The 19,783-nt window shown below is 66.6% G+C and carries 31 protein-coding genes; 28 read left to right on the forward strand and 3 right to left on the reverse strand.

What is annotated here, in order from left to right; all coding sequences use genetic code 11:
• Nucleotides 1–128 precede the first annotated feature (128 nt).
• The 11 genes from ON33_RS01075 (at nucleotide 129) to ON33_RS01120 (ending at nucleotide 6,562) form a co-directional block, all read left to right on the forward strand.
• Nucleotides 129–308 (forward strand): DUF6011 domain-containing protein, encoded by a 180-nt coding sequence (locus ON33_RS01075; RefSeq protein WP_040853786.1) that lies wholly within the window; start codon nucleotides 129–131, stop codon nucleotides 306–308.
• On the forward strand, nucleotides 308–1,444 hold the full coding sequence (locus ON33_RS37845) for a hypothetical protein (protein ID WP_051151506.1): 1,137 nt from the start codon (nucleotides 308–310) through the stop codon (nucleotides 1,442–1,444). Before ON33_RS01075 ends, ON33_RS37845 begins: the two co-directional genes overlap by 1 nt.
• On the forward strand, nucleotides 1,437–2,216 hold the full coding sequence (locus ON33_RS01085; protein WP_040853788.1) for a hypothetical protein: 780 nt from the start codon (nucleotides 1,437–1,439) through the stop codon (nucleotides 2,214–2,216). Before ON33_RS37845 ends, ON33_RS01085 begins: the two co-directional genes overlap by 8 nt.
• Nucleotides 2,217–2,367: 151 nt before the next feature.
• Nucleotides 2,368–2,877 (forward strand): RusA family crossover junction endodeoxyribonuclease, encoded by a 510-nt coding sequence (locus ON33_RS01090; RefSeq protein ID WP_063710918.1) that lies wholly within the window; start codon nucleotides 2,368–2,370, stop codon nucleotides 2,875–2,877.
• Nucleotides 2,878–2,890: 13 nt separating this feature from the next.
• Complete coding sequence (locus tag ON33_RS01095; RefSeq protein WP_040853789.1) at nucleotides 2,891–3,142, forward strand: hypothetical protein; 252 nt, start codon at nucleotides 2,891–2,893, stop codon at nucleotides 3,140–3,142.
• Nucleotides 3,139–3,603, forward strand: a complete 465-nt coding sequence (locus tag ON33_RS01100) for a hypothetical protein (RefSeq protein WP_040853791.1) — start codon at nucleotides 3,139–3,141, stop codon at nucleotides 3,601–3,603. Before ON33_RS01095 ends, ON33_RS01100 begins: the two co-directional genes overlap by 4 nt.
• Complete coding sequence (locus ON33_RS40850; RefSeq protein ID WP_157184366.1) at nucleotides 3,603–3,773, forward strand: hypothetical protein; 171 nt, start codon at nucleotides 3,603–3,605, stop codon at nucleotides 3,771–3,773. Before ON33_RS01100 ends, ON33_RS40850 begins: the two co-directional genes overlap by 1 nt.
• A gap of 278 nt (nucleotides 3,774–4,051) precedes the next feature.
• Nucleotides 4,052–4,687: a hypothetical protein gene (locus ON33_RS01105; RefSeq protein ID WP_157184367.1), complete on the forward strand. Its 636-nt coding sequence runs from the start codon at nucleotides 4,052–4,054 to the stop codon at nucleotides 4,685–4,687.
• A 264-nt stretch (nucleotides 4,688–4,951) separates the two neighbouring features.
• Entirely contained in the window at nucleotides 4,952–5,173 is a 222-nt protein-coding gene (locus ON33_RS01110) for a hypothetical protein (RefSeq protein WP_040853794.1), read from the forward strand.
• Nucleotides 5,170–6,072 carry a putative toxin-antitoxin system toxin component, PIN family gene (locus ON33_RS37850; RefSeq protein WP_083868506.1) on the forward strand — a complete coding sequence of 301 codons (903 nt, stop codon included), beginning with the start codon at nucleotides 5,170–5,172 and terminating at the stop codon, nucleotides 6,070–6,072. The genes ON33_RS01110 and ON33_RS37850 overlap by 4 nt, the downstream gene beginning before the upstream one ends.
• 217 nt (nucleotides 6,073–6,289) lie before the next feature.
• Nucleotides 6,290–6,562, forward strand: coding sequence for a hypothetical protein (locus ON33_RS01120; protein ID WP_040853795.1), 273 nt, complete (start codon nucleotides 6,290–6,292; stop codon nucleotides 6,560–6,562).
• Nucleotides 6,563–6,613: 51 nt separating this feature from the next.
• Here ON33_RS01120 and ON33_RS01125 read toward each other — a convergent pair whose 3' ends face one another.
• The 3 genes from ON33_RS01125 to ON33_RS01135 form a co-directional block, all read right to left on the reverse strand.
• A complete protein-coding gene (locus ON33_RS01125; RefSeq protein ID WP_040853796.1) occupies nucleotides 6,614–7,018 on the reverse strand; it encodes a hypothetical protein in 405 nt (134 codons plus the stop codon).
• Between the two features lie 118 nt (nucleotides 7,019–7,136).
• Nucleotides 7,137–7,550 carry a helix-turn-helix transcriptional regulator gene (locus tag ON33_RS01130; protein WP_040853798.1) on the reverse strand — a complete coding sequence of 138 codons (414 nt, stop codon included), beginning with the start codon at nucleotides 7,548–7,550 and terminating at the stop codon, nucleotides 7,137–7,139.
• Between the two features lie 196 nt (nucleotides 7,551–7,746).
• Entirely contained in the window at nucleotides 7,747–8,163 is a 417-nt protein-coding gene (locus ON33_RS01135) for a hypothetical protein (RefSeq protein WP_040853799.1), read from the reverse strand.
• 362 nt (nucleotides 8,164–8,525) lie between these two features.
• Between ON33_RS01135 and ON33_RS01140 the strand changes: the two genes are divergently transcribed.
• From ON33_RS01140 to ON33_RS01220, 17 genes are all read left to right on the forward strand, one after another.
• Nucleotides 8,526–8,762: a hypothetical protein gene (locus ON33_RS01140; protein WP_218001346.1), complete on the forward strand. Its 237-nt coding sequence runs from the start codon at nucleotides 8,526–8,528 to the stop codon at nucleotides 8,760–8,762.
• 2 nt (nucleotides 8,763–8,764) lie between these two features.
• Nucleotides 8,765–9,139, forward strand: coding sequence for a DUF1003 domain-containing protein (locus ON33_RS01145; RefSeq protein WP_051151508.1), 375 nt, complete (start codon nucleotides 8,765–8,767; stop codon nucleotides 9,137–9,139).
• Complete coding sequence (locus ON33_RS01150; RefSeq protein WP_040853801.1) at nucleotides 9,136–9,816, forward strand: hypothetical protein; 681 nt, start codon at nucleotides 9,136–9,138, stop codon at nucleotides 9,814–9,816. Before ON33_RS01145 ends, ON33_RS01150 begins: the two co-directional genes overlap by 4 nt.
• 31 nt (nucleotides 9,817–9,847) lie before the next feature.
• The gene (locus ON33_RS01155) at nucleotides 9,848–10,168 is read left to right on the forward strand and encodes a hypothetical protein (RefSeq protein WP_040853802.1); all 321 of its coding nucleotides are present in this window, start codon (nucleotides 9,848–9,850) and stop codon (nucleotides 10,166–10,168) included.
• A 152-nt stretch (nucleotides 10,169–10,320) separates the two neighbouring features.
• A complete protein-coding gene (locus ON33_RS01160) occupies nucleotides 10,321–10,650 on the forward strand; it encodes a hypothetical protein (protein WP_051151509.1) in 330 nt (109 codons plus the stop codon).
• A complete protein-coding gene (locus tag ON33_RS01165) occupies nucleotides 10,625–12,181 on the forward strand; it encodes a hypothetical protein (RefSeq protein WP_157184368.1) in 1,557 nt (518 codons plus the stop codon). Before ON33_RS01160 ends, ON33_RS01165 begins: the two co-directional genes overlap by 26 nt.
• 15 nt (nucleotides 12,182–12,196) lie before the next feature.
• Complete coding sequence (locus ON33_RS01170; protein ID WP_063710919.1) at nucleotides 12,197–13,585, forward strand: phage portal protein family protein; 1,389 nt, start codon at nucleotides 12,197–12,199, stop codon at nucleotides 13,583–13,585.
• Between the two features lie 2 nt (nucleotides 13,586–13,587).
• Nucleotides 13,588–14,814, forward strand: coding sequence for a head maturation protease, ClpP-related (locus tag ON33_RS01175; RefSeq protein WP_373281002.1), 1,227 nt, complete (start codon nucleotides 13,588–13,590; stop codon nucleotides 14,812–14,814).
• 46 nt (nucleotides 14,815–14,860) lie between these two features.
• Nucleotides 14,861–15,187, forward strand: coding sequence for a capsid cement protein (locus ON33_RS01180; RefSeq protein WP_051151511.1), 327 nt, complete (start codon nucleotides 14,861–14,863; stop codon nucleotides 15,185–15,187).
• A gap of 15 nt (nucleotides 15,188–15,202) precedes the next feature.
• Nucleotides 15,203–16,168, forward strand: a complete 966-nt coding sequence (locus tag ON33_RS01185) for a phage major capsid protein (RefSeq protein ID WP_040853806.1) — start codon at nucleotides 15,203–15,205, stop codon at nucleotides 16,166–16,168.
• A gap of 47 nt (nucleotides 16,169–16,215) precedes the next feature.
• On the forward strand, nucleotides 16,216–16,512 hold the full coding sequence (locus ON33_RS01190; RefSeq protein ID WP_157184370.1) for a hypothetical protein: 297 nt from the start codon (nucleotides 16,216–16,218) through the stop codon (nucleotides 16,510–16,512).
• Between the two features lie 4 nt (nucleotides 16,513–16,516).
• Nucleotides 16,517–17,008, forward strand: coding sequence for a hypothetical protein (locus tag ON33_RS01195; RefSeq protein WP_040853809.1), 492 nt, complete (start codon nucleotides 16,517–16,519; stop codon nucleotides 17,006–17,008).
• Nucleotides 17,005–17,418: a hypothetical protein gene (locus tag ON33_RS01200; RefSeq protein ID WP_040853810.1), complete on the forward strand. Its 414-nt coding sequence runs from the start codon at nucleotides 17,005–17,007 to the stop codon at nucleotides 17,416–17,418. Before ON33_RS01195 ends, ON33_RS01200 begins: the two co-directional genes overlap by 4 nt.
• A complete protein-coding gene (locus ON33_RS01205; RefSeq protein ID WP_040853811.1) occupies nucleotides 17,419–17,790 on the forward strand; it encodes a hypothetical protein in 372 nt (123 codons plus the stop codon).
• Between the two features lie 4 nt (nucleotides 17,791–17,794).
• A complete protein-coding gene (locus ON33_RS01210; RefSeq protein WP_040853813.1) occupies nucleotides 17,795–18,265 on the forward strand; it encodes a hypothetical protein in 471 nt (156 codons plus the stop codon).
• Between the two features lie 9 nt (nucleotides 18,266–18,274).
• Complete coding sequence (locus ON33_RS01215; protein WP_040853814.1) at nucleotides 18,275–19,243, forward strand: hypothetical protein; 969 nt, start codon at nucleotides 18,275–18,277, stop codon at nucleotides 19,241–19,243.
• 82 nt (nucleotides 19,244–19,325) lie between these two features.
• A complete protein-coding gene (locus tag ON33_RS01220; protein WP_040853816.1) occupies nucleotides 19,326–19,757 on the forward strand; it encodes a hypothetical protein in 432 nt (143 codons plus the stop codon).
• The last annotated feature ends 26 nt before the right edge of the window (nucleotides 19,758–19,783 follow it).

A 19,783-nucleotide genomic window follows, 5' to 3' on the forward strand; every position in this document is an offset into this window, starting at 1 on the left:
CCTCATGGACTGCCGGATATGCCGCACGCCGTTCCACCCGGACATCGAGGTGCCGCGAGATCTCCTGTGCGCCAGCTGCCGTGGCTCTGCCGATCCTGCGCCCGGACTGTTCGAGCTCGGGGGCTCCGATGGATGAGCTTCCCGAGGGCATGCGGCTGGCCGTGCAGTGCGCGCGCTGCGGCGGCTGGCTCGTCGCGGCCGAGTCCGTTGCGGCGCGCCTGGGCCCGGTGTGTGCCCGCCATTCCCGCGCTGACGCACGCCGCGCAGCGACCGAGATCGCCCTTTTCGACATTCCGGAGGTGCTCTGATGCCTCACTTCATGGTCGACGACGGTATGGCGTTCCACGCCAAGATCGTTGCGGCCGGAAATGCCGCGGTTGGGCTGTGGGTCCGTGCTGGCGCGTGGTCGCAGCAGCCGCAGAACCTCACCGAGGGATTCATCCCGCGCGAGATCGCGCTCGCCTTGGGCACGCTCGCCCAGATCCGCAAGCTCGTCGCCGTGCGTCTGTGGGTCGAGGAGCCGGGCGGCTACCGGTTCCACGAGTGGCTTCACGACGGGCAGCGACCGCGTCAGATGTCGCGTGAGGAGATCCTCGAGCGTCGCCGCAAGCGCGCCGAGGCCGGCCGTCTCGGCGGGGTGCGATCCGGGCGCACACGCCGGGCTATCGCCGAAGCAAATGCCGAAGCACGTGCTTCAAGCAAAGCCGAAGCAAGTGCTTCCCATCCCCAACCTGTGGATAACGAAAATGGGACGTTTGTGCAATCGTCCCCGACGAACGGAGAAAAAACAGAAATTCAGCACTCGGACTGGCTCCCACCTGCACAGACGCGAAGCAGTAGCGAAGCAAGTGCTGAAGCAAAACCGAAGCAGAACGCAACCCCTGTCCCTGAACCCTGTAGTTATAGGCGCGCAGGGGGGGAATCGGTACGAAACGTAGACGCGAACGCACTCGAATCGCCCCCTCCTCCGAAGCATTGTTCGCAGCACCCGGATGGATGGGAACGCCGCTGCGCCGAGTGCACCGAGGTCCTCGACGCCCGGATCGAGTTCCTGGGCGACTGGGTAGCCGACGCCGAACCACCCTCGCCGTTCTGCCGCGACCACCCTGACGGCACCGACGCCAACTGCCGCGCATGCGGCGCCGCCCGCAAGGAATGCCAGGCGCACGACGCCGCCGTCGCCCGGGCCAAGGCCGCCAAGCACACCGCCGAGATCCAGCGGGCTGGTGAGGACCGCGAGCGGGCCATCGCTGACTGCACGCTGTGCGACGCCGACGGCTTCCGAGGCGGCGAGTACGGCAAGACCGCCGGCACTCGCTGCGACCACAACCCCAAAACCGCCGAAATCGGCCGCGAAGGCATGGCCAAGGTGCGCGCGGCGATGGCCAAGCGACCCACCGAACACACGCCCGACGTCTACACCGAGGAGACCGCCGATGTCTGAGCAGGCCCGCAAGTTCCGTACCCGCCTGCGCGAGGTCGAGGCGATGCAGTGGACCGGCGTCAATGCCGAGGCCCTCGCCACCTGGACCGCCGGCGCATTCCAGCCGGTCGACCCCGAGGACCGGACCGACGACCCCGAAGCGTCCGGGCAGCTGCTCACCGGACACCACCAGACATGGCAGGGCGTCTGCCCCGGCGATTGGATCATCCGCCTGGCGGGAATGTATTTCTCGCTCACCGCGGACGCCTTCGAGCGCACGTACTCGCCGGTGCCCGTGGCCGACGACGAGCTCGCCCAGCTGCGCGTCACCGCCATCGAGGCCATCGCAGAAACTCACCGGCCGGGACTCTTCGGCGCATTCGGACCGAGCGCATGGTCGCAGTGCATCGACATAGTTCAGCCCGACGGACCGGCTGGGAAATACTGCGCCGCAGCGCATCCCGAGCTCGTGATCAAGCTGCTCGACGAACGCGATCACGTTCGCGCCGAGCTCGGCAGAGCGGTTGGTAATCAGCTCGCCGTATCCGCGCGCAACGACGAACTGAGGGCGCAGGTATCGGCGCGAGACGCCCGCATCGTCGAGCTGGAGGAGCACGCCGCGGGCCCGGTGCCCTGGCGGTGCCAGGCCACCACCACCGACCCGAACCGGCTCTTCGGCACCGCCGACCAGCGGGCTGCCTGGTGCGGGCTGCCGAACGACCATGCCGGGATGCATCACGCCGAGCTCGACAGCGGAGCAGCCCTGTTCTGGCCGGAGGTGAGCGGGCGGTGACTGTCACCGAAAAGCGTTGCGACTGTGGTCATGCCCCGTCTGTGCACCGCGACGGGCGCGGCGAGTGCCTGGCGAAGGATGGGCCCGGGATCGCCTGCTATTGCCCCTGGGTCGATACGTCCGAATGGGACAAGTTCATGGGATATCAGCCGTGAAGCTCGGCCGGGCGATTCTCAAATTGCCGTGGACCGCACCGCCTTTGAGTCTCAACGATCGAGGGCGCACACCCGGCGCGCGGTATGCACACGCGCGCCGGGTCGCCGAGGTCCGCGCTACGGTTCACCGCTTGGCACGGGCCGCTCAGCTCCCGCGCGGCCTCGATCGCGTCACCGTGCTCTTGCACTACCGGCCGCGCGACAACCGGCGCCGCGATACCGACAACCTTGTCGCGACGCTCAAACCAGCGTGCGATGCGCTCGCGGCTGGCACTCGCGCCCACCCCGGCTACGGGATGGTTCCCGACGACATCCCGCGCCATATGGCCAAACCCGAGCCGATCATTCACGAGGCCGAGCGCGGCAAGCGCGGCGCGCTCTGGCTCGAGGTCAGCTGGGAAGAGCACGAGCACGACTGGGATTGCCTCGGTGTCACCGACGGCCAAATTCAGTACGAATGCCGCGACCCATCATGCGGCGCAACGGATTCCGAACCCGAGGATTAGGTAGGTACCTGCGATGATCTCCTTCAGCGACATCGACCCGAACGAGCGGCGACTCCCGACGCCTTCCAGCTATCTGGTCCACAGGACCGTCTATCTCGACCGGCTCGCGGTGGACCGAATCAACCTCGGCGAGCTGCGCGCGTTCCTCGCCGAGCTGACCGACTGGCCCGACGAGGCCGTGATCGGCGGCTACAACAACCACCAGCTGGGTCTGCTGACGGTCACGAGGCGGGAATACATCGGCGACCCGGGCAGCGCGCAATGACGCTACCCGACCTGCACGTCATCCCGCCCGAGGACACCCAGGAGCACTCCCAATCGCCCGACTGCCCGTGCGGTCCCCGGCGGGTGGCCGCCCGCGGCCGGTCGATGTGGGCGCACCAGCTCGAAGGCGTCGCGGCACCCGAACCGACCGGCATCCGGTTCCGCAAGGAGCCACCGTGCCCGATGGAAGAAGCGCTGGTGGAGTGGATGCGCTGCGCCGAGCTGCGCAAGGACGGCGAGGTCACCCATACCGGGGTGAACCTTGTCGGCCGCGAGGACTACGCGCGCCACTACGCGAAGACCATCGCTGACCACATCAAGGCCAACGGGCCCGACCTTGCGGCCCTGACCTACCACCTGCAACACCCGCTCAAAGGCGGTCAGAAGGTGCGCGCTTACGCCCACGCCGGCCACATCGCCGAGGGGGCGATTGAGGCCCTGACCAGGAAAGGACTTATCTGATGCCGCAACTCCTCCCTGGCGGGAAGGTCGGGCTCACGATGCGCGAGTTGGTGAAGCTGCTGTGCAACTTGCGCGACGGGCACTACCCCTGGATGCACATCATGTACCGGGCCGACGGCACCGTGGTGGTGACCATCAGCCCGTCACCGCACGAAAGCCCGCAGCGTTGACCCGCGGTAGCTGCGGCAACCCGGCGTGCAGGCGGCCGAGCCCGGACCCGATCTGCTGGGAGTGCACACGTCGGCTCGCCGACGAGCTCGGCCAGCTCCCAGACCTGGCCGACCTGCTCGCCACGGCCACGCGCGCCACACACAACACCGGCGATGGCGGTAGACCGCATTACCCACCGCTGCCGTTCGACGCCGATATGTCCGCATTCGGGAACGAGTTGCACACGAAGCTCGTGGCGTGCGCTCGCGATCTCATGGAAACCCGTGAAATACCGTTCATGCCACTCGGATACGCCGAGCGTGAGTTGATTGGACCACTGCCGCAAGGTATTCGGCATCTGCCGCGTGGCTGGATCGCCACGACCGGCGATATCGCCCTGTGGCTGCGCCACCACATCCGGCAGCTGCGCATGCTCGAATCCGCCGGCGAAACCGCGCTCGACGTCCACCGCTTCCTCGAGCACGGCCTCACGCTCGCCGCCGGAGGCACCGTCCCCGTCTACCGCGGCCCGTGCCCAACGCTCGTGCGGTCCGCGGCGGGCGGCAAGGCTGTCCGCTGCGATAACCCGCTGTACGCACCGCGCCGCGCCGCGATCGTCGAGTGCCGCCGCTGCAAGACCAGCCATGACGCGGGGAAACTCGAGGACCGCTACATGTCTGACCTGTCACAGATGCTCTTCCGGTTCTCGCGGCTGCAAGGTGTCCTGCGCGAGCTCGGCGAGCCCGTCACCGACCGGACGCTGTCCGCGTGGATTCGCGCAGGCCGGATCAAGGCCGCCGGATGGCAGCGGCCCGACGGCACCATCACCACCACGGCCGCCGACGCGCGGCCCGGCGAACCGCCCATGTACCGGCTCGCCGACGTTCGCAGAGTCCGCGCGGAAAGCCGTGCGGGGAAGGGGAAGACAGCATGAGCGGCGATAGCCAGGTTCCCATCGAATTCAAGGAGTTCTGTTCCAAGATGATGACTGGCCGATGGGCGCGCCACCCTGTCGGTAGCCGAGATCGCGCGTGACTGCGCCACGCCCAGCGGCGAGGTGGTCGGTAAGGACTACACCGCCAGCGGCGGCGAGAACGGGCTGCACGACTTCCGACTCGTCAACGATCCACGTCTGTAGGCGCGGCCTTTCCCGTATCGTCGAAGGCGACAGCCCTTGACTATCGAAGGAGGCGACCAAATGGGTGCACGTTCTCGCAAGGCCGCCGCCCGCGATCGGTTGCTCGCAGCGACGGGCGCGGTGACCGTGGAAGAGGCCGCGCTCCGGACTCTGGCGAGTGTTCATGCGAAGGTGACCGAGCGTGGTGCCCTGGACGACGATGAGGCGATGGCGCTGGTCGAGGCTGAGACAAAGAAGATGCGGCAGGAGAAGCGCGGCCGCGTAACTATCGAGCAGGGGTGACGGTGCGACGGCTCGTTCTGGATCCCAATATCCTTATCAGCGCCGCAATTTCTCCGAACGGCCGACCAGCTCAACTTGTTGACTTGGCTCAGCGCGGACTCATCCAGATGGTGATTTCCGAGAAGCTCATCGACGAAACCGAGACCCGGCTGGCCCGGAATAAATTCCGAAAATATCTGAGCGAGGACGAAGCGCAACAGTGGGTTGATGCCTTGTGCATTATTGGTCACTGGGTAGATGATCGTCCGGAGAACGAGATACCGAGCGTTTGTGCTGATCCAGACGACAATTATCTTGTTGCGCTATATCAGGATTCAGAAGCGCATTTCCTCGTGAGTGGCGACAAGGCCGTTTTGGCGATTGATTACCCGCGCGTACACGTGCGGTCGGTAAATGACGTGTTTAATGATATCGCCTTCGAACATGACTGGGGGCCAGGTCTGGTACGTGGCGCTGAGGGTGAGGCTTTCCGGGATGTTGCCGCAGAGGGTAACCAAGGGATCTTTTCGGCGTATTCGACATTTATCAACGTAATTGATTCGCCGGACGCGGAGAATCTATTGCCTATGATTGTCGTGCCCGAGACGGTATCCGCCTTTGTCTCGAGCATTGTGGAGTTGCGGGCAATGCTGAGTGATCGAGGTTTGGCCTCGCGCCCTGAGTTCGCATCTCCTGAAGTGGCCTACCTCAAATTGCCTCCAAACCCGGGAGACAATGTCTGGGCAATGGATCCGATGTACCTGCCAGCCGATACGATTTTCGCCACAATGGTGCGGTGTTCGGACATTCCTCCGATCGACGGCACGGACTTCGACGGGTGGCGAGTCTTTGGGATTGGGCAGCCAGTTCCGATCCAGCAGATTCCGCCGAGGCCGGAAACTGCAAGTGGGGTGGCATAGAGCCGAAGCGGACCGCGCACGGCTACCGAGCGCGTCAGAGTCCATTCTCATCCGCCGTGCGGGGGAACTGCCCGCGAGATATAGCTCATGAGCGTGCTGTACCCGATGCCGAGGTAGGCGGCAAGTTACTTGCGCATACCAGCGCGACCGCAATCTGCGAGCTCAGCCATGGCGGGTTCTCTGACAACTACGCAGGGGAAGCAGGAGAATCGACAACATGACCGAACGGTTCGACTTCAAGGCCCCCGCCCGCACCTACGAGGTGCAGCCGGACGGCCGCGCGATGCTGCGCGTGATGCTCACCTACGGCGACGAGGCTCACGCTGTGACGCCGTGGCACACCGGCCGGAGTCCGATGATCCTGCCGGCCGCCGAGATCGCCCGCGACGCGGATATTCCGGTGAACGAGCTCCCGGGCCGTGAGTTCACGGCGACCGGTGACGAGAACGGTCTGCGAGACTTCAAGCTGGTCAACGACCCTCGAATCTGACCGGAAACGGCGCGCGGCCCCGGTCGGATGACCGGGGCCGCGCTGTGTTGGTTACTCCTTGTCGTCGTGCAGGTCGCGGTAGTCGATGACCTCGACCTCACCGCGCAGTACGGCGGCGCTGATCTTCAACTCATGGTTCAGTCGGATCATCTGGACCAGGCCCGCCTCGAGCAGCCACTGCCCGTCCTCGGCATCCGCGTGGCTGGCGACAAACATCGCGGCCAGCCAGAGGGTCATGACGGTGTTGAGCACCGCGCGGTGTTCCTGCGGCATCGGGGCCACGTGGACCAGGTCGCGGGAGGCGACCATGGCCTCGAGGACTTCCTCGCCCGAGCCGAGCCGCCCGGGAGCCATCTCGATCGGGATGTCGAGAGTCTTCAGCAGCTTCGCGATCTGCATGAAGGCGTGGCCCGATTCCTTGGCGAACTCGACCTGCAGAGCCTTGAAGTTCGACATTGGATCTCCTTGTCACTGTTGTGTTTTCGATGTGCTTGCCGGTGGGAACCCCTTCCCTCCGACTCCTCATACATTACAGCACTGGCCTCATAAAACACAACACTGCGCGGAGAATTTCCTACTCGGATTTGCGGTACCGCCGCCGCGCCCGCATCGCCTGGTCGACCGTCGACCGGCGGAATCGCTTCGCGCGGCCCGCGTCCGGCTCGGGCTCGCCGAACTTGCCGAGTGACACGTCGGCCCGCACGGTGCCGTACGCGAGCCCGGTGTACGCGGCGATCTCCTGCATGGTCAGCAGATCGTCCGGGCCGCCGAGCGCGCCGCGATCGGCCGCATCGAACTCCGGCCGGCCGGACCACGACCGGACGACCTCGTCCACGGCCACCTCGTCGTATTCGAGCCATCGGCCACGCTTGCCGATCGACTCGGGCCAGTCGGGCGACACCTTCCACTGCCGCTGAACGGTCGACAGCGCGCGGCCGTACTTCTCGGCGATTTCCGGGGCGGTGAGCTTGCGATTCTGCGATACCATGGCTTTCGACCTCCTTAGTTGTGGTCGATGTGCTGGCCGACGGAGTACCCCCTGGAGGGCCTTGCCCTTGCTCCGTCGGCCTAACCATCTTGACTCACATTTTCCAACACTTGCCTCTTGAATTGCAACACTTCGCCGCAGGCGAGTCGTGGGACATGCGAAAGGCCCGGCCGTTCGGCCGGGCCTTCGCTGCTAGTTACTCCCTCTCGTCCTGTGCGCGATCCTCGTCAAACCGGATCTTCCCATCCAGGAACGCTTCGGCCAGGCTGAGTTCGGCGTTGACGCGGCCGCAGGCGAGCATCACGGCGTCGTAAAGCCATTCCTCGCTCTCGTGCAGGCTGTCCTCTTCGGTGGTCAGCGCCGCGAGCGACATCGCCGCCAGCCAGTCGAGGCACGCTGTCGAGAGTGCCGCCCGGAGGTGGTGCGACATCGGCGCGTCGTTGACGAGCTTCTGCGCCTGGGCGATCGACTCGTAGTGCTCGATGCTGAAGTGGTTCAGGTCGAGTACTGCCAGCCCGATCGGGACATCGAGCCGAGAGAGCAGCTTGGCGAGCTTGACGTACGCCATGATCGTGCGAACTCGCAGTTCGGCGTACCAGCCTTCGTGATCCATCTGGATCTCCTTGTCACTGTTGTGTTTTCGATGTGCTTGCCGGTGGGAACCCCTTCCCTCCGACTCCTCATATATTACAGCACTCACCTCATGAAACGCAACACTAGAATCGGCCTTGCGCGCGGCCGAACAAGATCGCCGCCATATGTCCGAGCTCAGGTATAGTGCCGTTCGGGACGATCTGTGCTGCCCTCACTGGGCCCGGCACGGTCGTCCCGAGTCATTTCTGCGGCATTTCGGCCGCATCCTCACCTCTCAGCCACAGGAGATACCTCTATGCTCAGCAGCCTGTCCGCCGCCGGTGGCACCGCGCTCAGCGCCCTTGTGCCCGTCCTCACCACCCTGTTCGGAACCCTGTTCGGATGACCGGGATGGCTCAACAGATGCCCACCGTCGGGCGGAACGTCCACTACCAGAGCTACGGCACACCGGGCGGCGAATACCTGCCCGAGCCTCGGGCGGCCGTCATCACCACCGTTGGTGAGGGCGGGGTCGTGGGCTTGGCCGTGCTCAACCCGACCGGGATGTTCTTCAACGAGCGCGTGCCGTTCGCGGAGGAGCCGACGCCCGGTCACTGGAACTGGCCCCCGCGAGTCTGACCATGATCGTTGACGCGCACCGCATCTGGCATCGTCACCCGGCCGTGCGCACCGGCGACGAACTGACCTCCGCCGAGCGTGCCGTCGACGCCATCGTGCGCGGAATGGGATCACTCGGATTCATCGCCGCGCAAACCGTCCTCGTCGCCATCTGGGTGGCCGTCAACACCCTCGGTCTCGTATTGAAGTGGGATCCATACCCGTTCATCCTGCTGAACCTCGCGTTCTCCACGCAGGCCGCCTACGCCACACCGCTGATCCTGCTGGCGCAACGACGGCAGGACGCCAAGAACGCCGAGGCTCTCATGCACGTTTCCGAGACCGTCGACCAGCTGCACGCCCGATTCAACGAGCAGGCCGCCCGGAGCGCGTCGTGAGCCATCATTTCGTCCCCGAGGCGTGGCGCGAGTTTCTCGAAGGCGGCCACGTCAGCACGGTCCACATCGAGCCCATCCCGATCTGGGCCGGATTTCTCATCGCACAGAACGCAGACCTGCGCGAACAAGTCGCCGATCTGCGCAACCAGATAGGAGTTCTCCTCATGACACAGGCCATCTCCCTGCACACCATGTTCCAGGGCGACATGGACGCGATTCAGGCGGCGTTCAACCAGCTCGTCGCGGTCAACACCGCGAACAAGCAGAACGCGCAGCAGATGCTCGCCCAGATCGCCGCCCTGCAGGCTCAGCTCGCGACCGGCGGAGATCCGGTCAGCATGACCGACCTGTCTCGGCTCAACGACTTCACTGCGCAGATCCAGCAGGCATCGGCGTCCACCATCACCACCATCACCCCCGCCGTGCCCACCACACCGCCGGCCACCACCGCACCGGCCACCCCGGACAGCGGCACCACCACCGCTGCCACCGGCACCGGCGTGGCTGCGCCCAGCGACACCAGCACCGCCGCACCGGCTGTCACCGTGCCGGACGCCACCCCGGTGCCCGCCACCACCGCGCCCGAGGCCACCACCGTGCCCGACACCACCGCGCCGTCGACCGTCTCCTCCTGGTCCACCCCGGTCAGCGCCAGCGACACCGGCGCTGGCGCGTAGCAGGACCGACACGTCGCTTCGGTGTGTGCAGATGAGCGCACAGCGTAAGACGACCACTCAGCGGCAGCTGGGCTGGCGACACCAGCAGGTGCGCACACAGCTGCTCGCGCGGCACTCCGACGGCACCCCGTGCTGGTGGTGCGCCAAGCCGATGTACCGCACGCAGACGCTCGACGCCGACCACTCCCAGCCCCGCAGCCGGGGAGGGGCGGTCGCCGATCGGCTGCTGCACAGCTGGTGCAACCGCGAACGTGGGGACGGTTCGCGGGACGACCAGCGGCCGGCGCTCACCGGGAAGGCCCTGGAGCAGGACGAGGGTGACCGGGCGGCCTGGTGCCTGCTGCCATGGTGACCGCCGGCAAGGATGGTCGCCCTGTCCTGGTAGAGACCCGGACCAGGGGGCGGATTGTCCGAAAAATCCAGACCCCCCGCCCTCCTGACCCCGCCTTAGTCAGGATTTTTTTTGTACGGGGCGCCGAAATGGCCGGAACATAGGCCCGACCGGTGGAAATCGAGACCGAATCGGCCGGAACGCGCCTGGTTCGAGCGCTTTCCGGGCCGTCTGACCCGTTTTCGCTGGAAGTTCTCATCATCGAGGCCGGGCGGGTGGCCGATCGGCTCGAAAAGCTGGACCGTGTGCTGTCCGGCGACGAGGACACGTGGCTGAGGCTGCAATCGGGCCGCGACGACGTGCTGGAGGTCCGCGTCGACGGCGCCATGGCCGAGGCGCGGCAGCAGGCGACGGTTCTGCGGCAGCTGCTGTCGGAGATCCGGCGCGTGCGCGGCGATTCGGACCCCGGACCGGACGATGATGACCCTCTCGACACTCTGTGACGACTTCCCGACTCTGACCGGACGTCAGGAGCCGCATCACCTGTCGGTATTTCCTGGTGATTCGACGCACGGCGAGAAGGCGGTCGAGCTGGCGCGGCGGGCCGGTGCGCTGTCGATGCCGTGGCAGAGGTCGGCACAGTTGTCGCTCTGTGCGACCACTGATTTCGGCCGCTGGGTACATCCCACGTTCTGCGTCCTGTGCGCGCGGCAGAACGGCAAGTCCGAAATCCTGATTCACCGGTGCCTGTACGGGCTGTTCAAGCTCACCGAGACGATCCTCTACACGGCACAGCGCTGGAAGACCGCGCGGGATGCGTGGCGCCGACTCATGGCGCTGATCAAGGGCCGGCCCTGGCTGCGCAAGCACGTCCGCAAGGCGACCTGTTCACAGGGCGAGGGCGTTATCGAGCTCGATACAGAAGCGGCGATCTACTTCGGTACGCGCTCGAACGACACGGGCCGCGGCCTGACGGACGTCGACCTGCTGATCTATGACGAGGCATACAACCTCACCGACGGCGAGGTTGCGGCGCTGGCGTTCACGCAGATGGCCGCACCCAACCCGCAGCGCGTATATGCGTCGAGCGCGGTCAACCAGGACCAGCACCCGAACGGCCTGGTGTTGTCGTCGGTCCGGTCGCGCGGGATCCGCAAGGAACCGCGGCTGGGGTTCATGGAGTTCTGGGCCCCGGACGGCTCGTGCGACTGCCCTGTGTGCCTCGGGATCATTCCGATGGCCCGCGAGGACGAGGCGACGTGGGAGTACGCGAATCCGTCGTACGGCGTGATCATGACGGCCGAGAAGATCGCCGACATCATGGACAACCTCCGGACCGAGGCGGGCCAGAAGGGTTTCGACGTCGAGGCGCTCGGCCGTGGGGACTGGCCGGTGGAAAAACAGGCCGTCCCCGCGGTGATCTCCGCGAAGGTGTGGGAAGACATGGGCCATCGCGACCAGACGTTGGTCGGCCCGGTCGCGATGGCGATGTCGATGACGCCGCTGTCGCCAGGCCGGGCACAGAAACTCAGCATCGCTGTGGCGTCGCACACGACCGATGACCGGATCCACGTCGAGGTCGGCTACCACGACGTGGTGACAGGCGCCGTGGCCGCGATCAAGGGCATCGTGGCGCGGCTGCAGCCATGCGCGCTGATCGTCGATTCGACGGACCCGGCGATGTCGCTGGTTCCAGAGTTGCTTGCCGCGGATATCGAGCCCGAGACGACCTCGGCGGCACAGAAAGTCGCCGCGTGCGGTGGCTTCTACCAGGACGCCGTCGACGCGAAGCTCGTCCACACCGGCGACCCGCTGCTCGCCGACGCGGTGGGCGCGGCCGGCCGCCGCGAGGTGAAGGGCGGCGGCTGGGCCTGGCAGGGCGCCGGCCTCTCGCCGCTCGAAGCGGCGACGCTGGCCCGTTGGGGGCTACTGACTTTCGGCGCGCGGGCACTTCCGCCCGCGCTGCCACCGGCCGCGGTGCCTGCGGAACGGACCTACATCCACACGGGCGACCTGATGGTCGCCGGATTCTGACGAGGAGGTGAGAGTATGGCGAAAGCCGATCTGAAACCGGTGCTGGCGAAACGCGAAATCGGTTATGCCGACCAGTATCCCGGCAATTATTGGTGGGTCGACAACGAGACGACGCCCGAGCTGCGCTGGCCGCTGAACATTCGCGTGTTCGAGGTGATGCGCCGTCAGGATGCGCAGGTCGCGAGCATCCTGAAGGCTCTCACCCTGCCCGTCATCCGTACCGGCTGGCGTATCGATCCGAACGGGGCGCGTCCCGAGGTTGTCGAGCTGGTCGCCGATGATCTGCGGCTGCCGATCGTCGGCCAGGACGCCGAGGAGACCGACGAGGACGGCAACCCTGTCGCCCAGCGCCGCCCGCGCCAGCGTGGCCGGTTCAACTGGAAAGCTCATGTGCGGCAGGCGATTACGTGCATGGTCCAGTACGGGCACATGTACTTCGAGCAGGTCTATCGGATCGACGATCAGGGCCGCGCTCGCCTGGCCAAGTTGGGCCCGCGGATGCCGCAGTCGCTCGCCGCGATCACGCTCGACAAGAACGGCGAGCTGGTCAGCATCTCCCAGTACGCGATGGGCACGCTGCAGGGCTTCTATGTCGGCGGTGGCATGGGCGCGGCCGGCGGCGGCACGCCGATCCCCGCGAACCGGCTTGTCGCCTACATCCATGAGCCCGAGGGCGGCCAGTGGATCGGTCAGAGCGTGCTGAGGCCGGTCTACAAGAATTGGATGATCAAGGACCGCTTGCTCAGGGTCCAGGCGCAGACGATCGAGCGCAACGGCATGGGCGTGCCGGTCTACGAGCTCGCGCCGCAGGAGACCGACACCGCGCCCGGACAGGCGATCGCTACCGGCCTGCGCGCCGGTGACAGCTCGGGCGCGGCGATCCCGAACGGCGCGAACCTGCGCCTGGAGGGCATCCAAGGCCAGATCCCGAACGCGGACGTGCCGATCCGGTACCACGACGAGCAGATGGCCCGCGCGGTCCTCGCGCACTTCCTGAACCTGGGCACGCAGACCGGATCCTGGGCGCTGGGAAGCACTTTCGCCGATTTCTTCGTCATGTCGCTGCAGACGCTCGCCGATTCGGTCTGCGATACGGCGAACGCGCACATCATCGAGGACCTGGTCGATCTGAACTGGGGCCCCGACGAGGCCGTGCCGAGGCTCGTCTGCGACGAGATCGGCTCCATGCACGACGCCACGGCCGAGGCGATCGCGACGCTCGTCGCCGCCGGTGTCCTGCTGCCCGACGGCGTGCTCGAGCGGGCGGTGCGCGTGCAGTACGGGCTGCCCCAGAAGGAGCCGGGCTCGCCGGAGGCCGAGCCGAAACCGGCCGCGCCCGCTGATGTTCCGCCGCCGGGCCCGGCGATCGACGGCGACGACGACCCGGAGGACGACAACAAGTGAAAATGTCCCGATACCGCGAGCGCGCCCGCGCCGCGGCGGTCGATGCTGCCCCGCGCAGTTGGTACCGCATCCACAACTCGACCGATAGCGGCGACGGCGTCGCGCGCATCGACATCTTCGACGAGATCGACCCGTTCTGGGGTGTCTCGGCGCAGTATTTCGTGTCGGAGTTGAACGCGATCGACGCGGAAGACATTCAGCTGCATATCAATTCGCCAGGCGGCGATGTGTACGACGCTATCGCGATCACCAACGCGCTGCGCCAGCACAAGGCGACCGTCACGGCCACGATCGACGGCCTGGCGGCCAGCGCGGCCGGGTTCATCGCGGTCGGCGGCGCGGATGTTCTGCAGATGGCCGAGAACTCCGAGCTGATGATCCACAACGCGTGGGCGGTGTCGATCGGTGACGCCGACGACATGCGGGATATGGCGGCGCGGCTGGATCGGGCCAACGCGAACGCGGCCAGCATCTACCACGCCAAGGCGGGCGGCGAGCTGGACGACTGGCTGGCGGCGATGAAGGCCGAAACCTGGTACAGCGCAGCCGAAGCCGTCGAGGCCGGGCTCGCCGACAGCGTGCTGAAGCTGCCGAAGAAGAAGGCCGTGGCGAAAGCCGCGTGGGACCTGTCGATCTTCAACTACGCCGGGCGCGCTGCCGCCCCGGCACCTCGAACTTCCTCCGGCAAGAGCGCGGAGGCAACCCCCAACCGAAAGGACCAGCCCGTGGCTGCTCTGGACGATGGGCTTCGCCAGCTGCTCGGCGTCGGCGCCGACGCAGACGACGGCGCCCTGCTGAACAAGGTGAAGGCCGCGCTCGCCGAGCGCGACGAAGCGCTGGAAGAGGCGACCAAGCCGCAGGCCGCGGCGAAGCTGCCCGACGGCGTTGTCGCCATCGACGCCACCGTGCTGGCCACCCTGCAGGCGCAGGCCGCCGCCGGTGCCGCCGCCGCGGTGCGCCAGGCCGACGACGACCGAAACCGGCTGCTCGACGACGCGATCCGGGCCGGGAAGATCCCGCCGGCCGCTCGCGCCGCCTACGAGAACGTGCTGAAGAACGACCTCGAGGGTGGCCGCGCGCTGCTCGCCTCGCTCGCCCCGGGCGCGATCCCGGTCGTGGGCACCGAGATCGGCCACGACGAGGCGACCGAGTTCCATCCGACCGCGGCCGACATGGACAAGCTGGGTGGCGTGTTCACGCAGCTCACCGGCCAGAAGTGGGAGGCGTGACATGGCTGACTTCTTGCCCCGGTTCGGAGGCGGTACGCCGGTCCCGATGACCACCAGCGCGCCGGTCACCGGCGGACAGCTGGTGTATATCTCCGGCAACAACACCGTCGCACCGACCTCGTCGGCGTCCACGCTGGCGTTCGGCGTCGCGGCGATGGACGACGCGGTCGGCGGCAACGTGATCACCGTGTGGCGCAGCGGCATCTGCCAGCTCGCCGCGTCCGGTGCGATCGCCGCAGGTGCCGCGGTCATTCCGGCCACGGGCGGCGCTGTCGCGACGATCGGCGCGGACACCACCTACGACCAGGTGTGCGGGCAGGCCGTCTCGGCGGCGTCCGGCGGCCTCGTCCTCGTCTCGCTTCGGCCGCTGTAAGAAAGGCGCAGATAAATGACCGGGAACGCGACTTTCCCACCTGCACCCCCGACGCTGTCGGGCGATACCCTCTCCATCAATCGGTTCCTCAAGGATCCGCTCTGGGTGATGCGTGTGCTGCGCACCATCTCGGAGCAGATGTTCGTCAGTGACAAGATCCTGACTGGCCAGCTGTGGACCGAGTCCGGCTCGATCGGCTACGAGCAGACCGAAAACATCTACGCCGACAACGCGCCGCAGGCCGTGTCGCCGGGGGCCCCGTACCCCCGGACGACCACTGGCAGGGGCCCCGCGAGCATGGCCAACACGGTGAAGTGGGCGCAGGAGTCCACGATCACCGATGAGGATATTTCGCGGCTGAACTACGACGCGATCAAGCGCAAGTTCACAAAGCTGGCCAATAGCCACGTGAAAGCCGTTGACTCGGTGGCTCTTTCGGTGATCGCGTCGGCTGTCACCCAGACCACCGCAGCGATCGCTCCATGGACCACCAGCGGAAGCGCGCAGATCATGCGCGATGTGATGCTGGCGTATGCCAACATCGTCGACCTGTTGCAGGGCTACCAGCCCGACACTGTGTTCTGCGACGTCCTGACGTTCGCCAATGCAGTGTCGGACCCGACTCTGCTGTCGCAGCTGCCGCGTGAGGTGCCCGGCATCGGCAACGCACCGGTGGCCGCCGGGTGGGATTCGAAGTACATGCGGCAGATCGGCGGGTTCACCTGGATCTGCTCGCCGAACCTGCCGACGAGCAGCGGAACTGTCTACGTGCTCGACAGCAAGGTGTTCGGGTCGTTCGTTGACGAGCGCGTGCCTGGTCCAGGCTGGGTGCAGTCCGATGATCCCGGCGCGCAGCGGATCCAGTGCAAGACCGTCCGTAACGACAAGACCGACAGCTGGGACGTGATGTGCCGCCGCATCACCGTGCCGATCGTCGTCGAGCCCCATGCGTGCTGGGCGATCACGGGAGTGGGTGCCTGATGGCGTATCGAGTCCTGGCACCGTGTGTCCATCTCGCCGGTGTGTCCGTGCCCCACATCTATCAGGGGCGCATCATCGCGGCCATCCCCGACCCGGTCCAGCGCGAGCACCTGCTGCGGCTGGGCATGGTCGAGGCGGTACCCGATCCGCTGCCTCCCGGCGTTGCTCCCGACCCGGAACCGGCCGCGCCGGCCCCCGACCCGGGATCCGATGCGCCGCAGCGGCCGTCGCCGACCGCGAGCAAGGACACCTGGGTCGCCTACACCGTCGCCGTCGGCGCGGCCACGGCCGAGGAGGCGCAGCAGCTGACCAAGGACCAGCTGATCGGGCTGACCACCGGATAGCGGCATGACCTCCCCTAGCCCGAGCCCGGACACCTACGCGTTCGCCACCACGACCGACGTCGCCAACAACTGGTGCACGTTCAAGAGCACCGCGGACCAGAAATGGTGTCAATCGCTGCTGGACGCCGCAGGCATGTGGATCACCCAGCGGTTCGCGTCGATCGGCCAGACGATCGCGCTCACCGATCCCCGTGGCTTCATCGTCAGCGTCGACGTGGTCCGGGCGGCGATGGAGCGGGCGCAATATCCCGGTATCCACTCCGGGACCCACCTGGTCGACGGGCGATCGGACTCGTGGTCCGGGCCGCGTACCGCGACCACCGACGACGCGGCGCGGACACTGGTGTTCGCGCCGTATCACGAGCAGTTGCTCGGGCTGTTCAAGCCGACGCAACCGGTCGGACAGTTCGGCAACGCGATGCGGCCCGTGGATCCGATCGTCCTGGGCGGGGTGGCATTCCCGCTGTACGACCGCAGTCAGTTCTGGTCGCAGTGAAGCCGTTCACCGCGCTGGGCGACGAGACGGTGATCGTCAATGCTCGTGTGCCGCTGGTTGATTCGAACGGCAACCCGATTCGGGACGCTTACAACAAGGTGCAGTACCAGCTGGTGCCGACCGCAGTGCCGGGCTGCTCTTTCCGCGAGATCAGCAGCACCGAGCACGACTCGGATCTCCACCCGACGGACGTGGTGGCCCGCGGCATGCTGCCGCCGACCTACCCGGATCCGACGGACACAACGGTCGTGCCGGTCCGGCTGCCGACACCGATACCAGAGGCCGATACGCCGGTGACCTGGCAGCGCAACGGCAAATCGTATGTGCTGCAAGGCCCCGCGCGTCTGGTGGAGGACCCGGCCGGCGACCTGGACCACATCGTGTTCATCACCCGACTGAGGAGTGGATAGATGAGTGTCGATATCGCCGCTGTGCGAGCGCAATTGGAGCTACTCGGCGCAGAGTTCATGGCGACCTCGGAGGAGGTTCGCGAGGGGGTGAAGCGGGCCGCCGAGCAGGGCGCGGAGATCGGTCGCGGCATCGCCGAGGCCGAGCTCACTCATTCCCGGCGCCATGTCACCAAGGGTGGCTACGTGAACGAGCCGGGCGACTACGCCAAGGCTTTCCGCGGGATCGCCGTGTTCGAGAAGGGGATGTGGCGCGGCCGGACGGTCAACGACGACTGGAAGGCGCACTGGATCGAGGACGGCACCAAGAAATGGCCCAAGCACGCGATCATGCTGCGCACCGCGGCGCAGATGCGCGGAAACGACACGGAATGATCCGGTGAGCACACCGATCACGTTCGGCGACACCGCATCCGGAGCAGATTCGGCGCAGGGGAAGCCGACCGAATTCTCGTTCGCGAACCTGAGCCAAGTCGTGATCGCCTGGTTCGTCGGCCAGGACTGGCTCACCGACGTCGGCATCGACATGCCCAATCCGACGCCGCTGCCGTATCTGCTGGTCACCCAGCTCCCGGGCGGCGCCGACAACCGGGTGACCGCCCGGGGCCTGGTCTGCCTGGATCTGTTCGCCAACGACCCGGGCGTGGCGGTCACCCTCGGCCGGCGCATGCATGCGCGGATGCTCGCCCTGCAAAACAAGGTCGTCACGGTCGGCGGCTGGCCGGTGCCGATCGGCCTGATCACGACGCTGCAGCTGCCCGGCTATAGCAACTACTCCGATGACCCTCTGCTGCATCGCGTCCTCGCCTCGTACGAGGTGCGCAGCGATTTCGATGCCCAACCCCTGTAAGGAGTTTCGATGACGACCACCGATGTTCTGCTGCCGTGGGACAGCTTCTTCGGCGGAAATTTCGACCAGATATTCCGCGGCCAGTTCGGCAGCTGCCTGGTCAAAGACTATGACGGCGTGACCAACTGGGCGAACTGGACGCCGTTCGACCCACTGACCGGCGAAATCAAGTCGACGTTCTACACGAACGGGCAGTTCGCGGACGGCTGGGTCGACCTCGGCTATGGCGACAAGAGCGGCATCAAGTTCACGCAGAACATCACCGTGAACCAGGCCGATCCGTGGCAGTCGCGCCGCGAGGAAGACCCGAACATCACCAAGCAGTCCGAGTCCGGCGTTTTCACTGCGCTGCAGTCGAATCCGGTGATCGACGCGTTGCAGGACGGCCTGCCGCTGGCCTCGATGCCGTCCGTCGGCACCATCGGCTACAGCTACGGCATGCCACGATTCCCGCAGGTCGTCTATCGGACGGTCGCGTTCATGGGAATGCGTGTCACCCGGGCTGGACTGCTGTGGATGAAGTGGCGGCTCTTCCCCTGCGCCACCATGCTGAAGCCGGGCGAGACCGAATGGGCGGCGGAGAACGGTGAGAAGACCGTGCTCACCTTCGAGCCGCACGAGTGCCAGGTCTCCGGCTCGGCGCGGTTCGTCCTCGAGGACGGGCCCGGCTGGCGTGCCCTGGGCGGCGCGACGCTCGCGCCGGGCACCCCGGTGGCGGCCGCGACCGGCAGCGGTGGTGTCACCCTCTCGATGACCGCGCCGATGTCGCCGAACGGCCCGTTCACCTACAAGGCATTCCGCACGTCTGCGCCGACGACTCCGATCACCCCGGCGTCGGTCGGCGGCACGGCAGCGAACCCGATCCTGACCCTGTCCGGGCAGGCCACGGGCGCGGCGACCTACACCGTGCAGGCCATCGGCTCCAACGGCACCACCTCGCCGCAGTCGGCCGCGTCGAACTCGGTCACCGTCGCCTGATTCCCGCATACCCCGGCGTGGTGGCTTGTGGCTGGACGCCGCGCCGGGACCAGCCACACAGCCACATCCCGAAGGAGGATCCATGGAAACCGTTTACGACCTCACCGCATGGCGCGACCAGGCCCTCGAAGCCTTGGGCGCTCAGAACGGCATCCCGTTCCAGCCCCGCCAGGGCGGCGAGATCTTCACGGTGCCGCACCCGCTCACGCTCGACGACGACAAGAACAAAGAGTTGGAGATCGCCTCGGGGGCGATGGCCATTGCCTCGGTGCTGCTCGGCGGCTCGGCGGTCTACGCGCGGTTCGTCGCGGCGGGCGGCCGGGCTGGTGACGTGATGATGGCGTACAAGATCATGCAGCAGGGCGTGACGCTGGACCCTACCTTGAGCGCGTTTATCCCCTGGTCCGCCGGTGCGCACGCCAGCTCGAATCTGACCTCGAGCATCGCTATCCCGGCGAGCGCCGACCTCTCCATCAATGGTGGCGAACTGTCGTCGCCGGTACAGGAGAGCTGACCTCCCGGCGGCTGCACGTCCTCATA

It is taken from the genome of Nocardia niigatensis NBRC 100131, assembly GCF_000308655.1.
GTDB classification, from domain to species: Bacteria; Actinomycetota; Actinomycetes; order Mycobacteriales; family Mycobacteriaceae; genus Nocardia; species Nocardia niigatensis.

Coding starts and splice junctions, on each gene's coding strand:
- ON33_RS01075 (WP_040853786.1), top strand. CDS start 129: ATGGATGAGCTTCCCGAGGGCATGCGGCTGGCCGTGCAGTGCGCGCGC.
- ON33_RS37845 (WP_051151506.1), top strand. CDS start 308: ATGCCTCACTTCATGGTCGACGACGGTATGGCGTTCCACGCCAAGATC.
- ON33_RS01085 (WP_040853788.1), top strand. CDS start 1,437: ATGTCTGAGCAGGCCCGCAAGTTCCGTACCCGCCTGCGCGAGGTCGAG.
- ON33_RS01095 (WP_040853789.1), top strand. CDS start 2,891: ATGATCTCCTTCAGCGACATCGACCCGAACGAGCGGCGACTCCCGACG.
- ON33_RS01100 (WP_040853791.1), top strand. CDS start 3,139: ATGACGCTACCCGACCTGCACGTCATCCCGCCCGAGGACACCCAGGAG.
- ON33_RS40850 (WP_157184366.1), top strand. CDS start 3,603: ATGCCGCAACTCCTCCCTGGCGGGAAGGTCGGGCTCACGATGCGCGAG.
- ON33_RS01105 (WP_157184367.1), top strand. CDS start 4,052: ATGCCACTCGGATACGCCGAGCGTGAGTTGATTGGACCACTGCCGCAA.
- ON33_RS01110 (WP_040853794.1), top strand. CDS start 4,952: ATGGGTGCACGTTCTCGCAAGGCCGCCGCCCGCGATCGGTTGCTCGCA.
- ON33_RS01120 (WP_040853795.1), top strand. CDS start 6,290: ATGACCGAACGGTTCGACTTCAAGGCCCCCGCCCGCACCTACGAGGTG.
- ON33_RS01125 (WP_040853796.1), bottom strand. CDS start 7,018: ATGTCGAACTTCAAGGCTCTGCAGGTCGAGTTCGCCAAGGAATCGGGC.
- ON33_RS01130 (WP_040853798.1), bottom strand. CDS start 7,550: ATGGTATCGCAGAATCGCAAGCTCACCGCCCCGGAAATCGCCGAGAAG.
- ON33_RS01135 (WP_040853799.1), bottom strand. CDS start 8,163: ATGGATCACGAAGGCTGGTACGCCGAACTGCGAGTTCGCACGATCATG.
- ON33_RS01140 (WP_218001346.1), top strand. CDS start 8,526: ATGACCGGGATGGCTCAACAGATGCCCACCGTCGGGCGGAACGTCCAC.
- ON33_RS01145 (WP_051151508.1), top strand. CDS start 8,765: ATGATCGTTGACGCGCACCGCATCTGGCATCGTCACCCGGCCGTGCGC.
- ON33_RS01155 (WP_040853802.1), top strand. CDS start 9,848: ATGAGCGCACAGCGTAAGACGACCACTCAGCGGCAGCTGGGCTGGCGA.
- ON33_RS01165 (WP_157184368.1), top strand. CDS start 10,625: ATGATGACCCTCTCGACACTCTGTGACGACTTCCCGACTCTGACCGGA.
- ON33_RS01170 (WP_063710919.1), top strand. CDS start 12,197: ATGGCGAAAGCCGATCTGAAACCGGTGCTGGCGAAACGCGAAATCGGT.
- ON33_RS01175 (WP_373281002.1), top strand. CDS start 13,588: ATGTCCCGATACCGCGAGCGCGCCCGCGCCGCGGCGGTCGATGCTGCC.
- ON33_RS01180 (WP_051151511.1), top strand. CDS start 14,861: ATGACCACCAGCGCGCCGGTCACCGGCGGACAGCTGGTGTATATCTCC.
- ON33_RS01185 (WP_040853806.1), top strand. CDS start 15,203: ATGACCGGGAACGCGACTTTCCCACCTGCACCCCCGACGCTGTCGGGC.
- ON33_RS01195 (WP_040853809.1), top strand. CDS start 16,517: ATGACCTCCCCTAGCCCGAGCCCGGACACCTACGCGTTCGCCACCACG.
- ON33_RS01205 (WP_040853811.1), top strand. CDS start 17,419: ATGAGTGTCGATATCGCCGCTGTGCGAGCGCAATTGGAGCTACTCGGC.
- ON33_RS01215 (WP_040853814.1), top strand. CDS start 18,275: ATGACGACCACCGATGTTCTGCTGCCGTGGGACAGCTTCTTCGGCGGA.
- ON33_RS01220 (WP_040853816.1), top strand. CDS start 19,326: ATGGAAACCGTTTACGACCTCACCGCATGGCGCGACCAGGCCCTCGAA.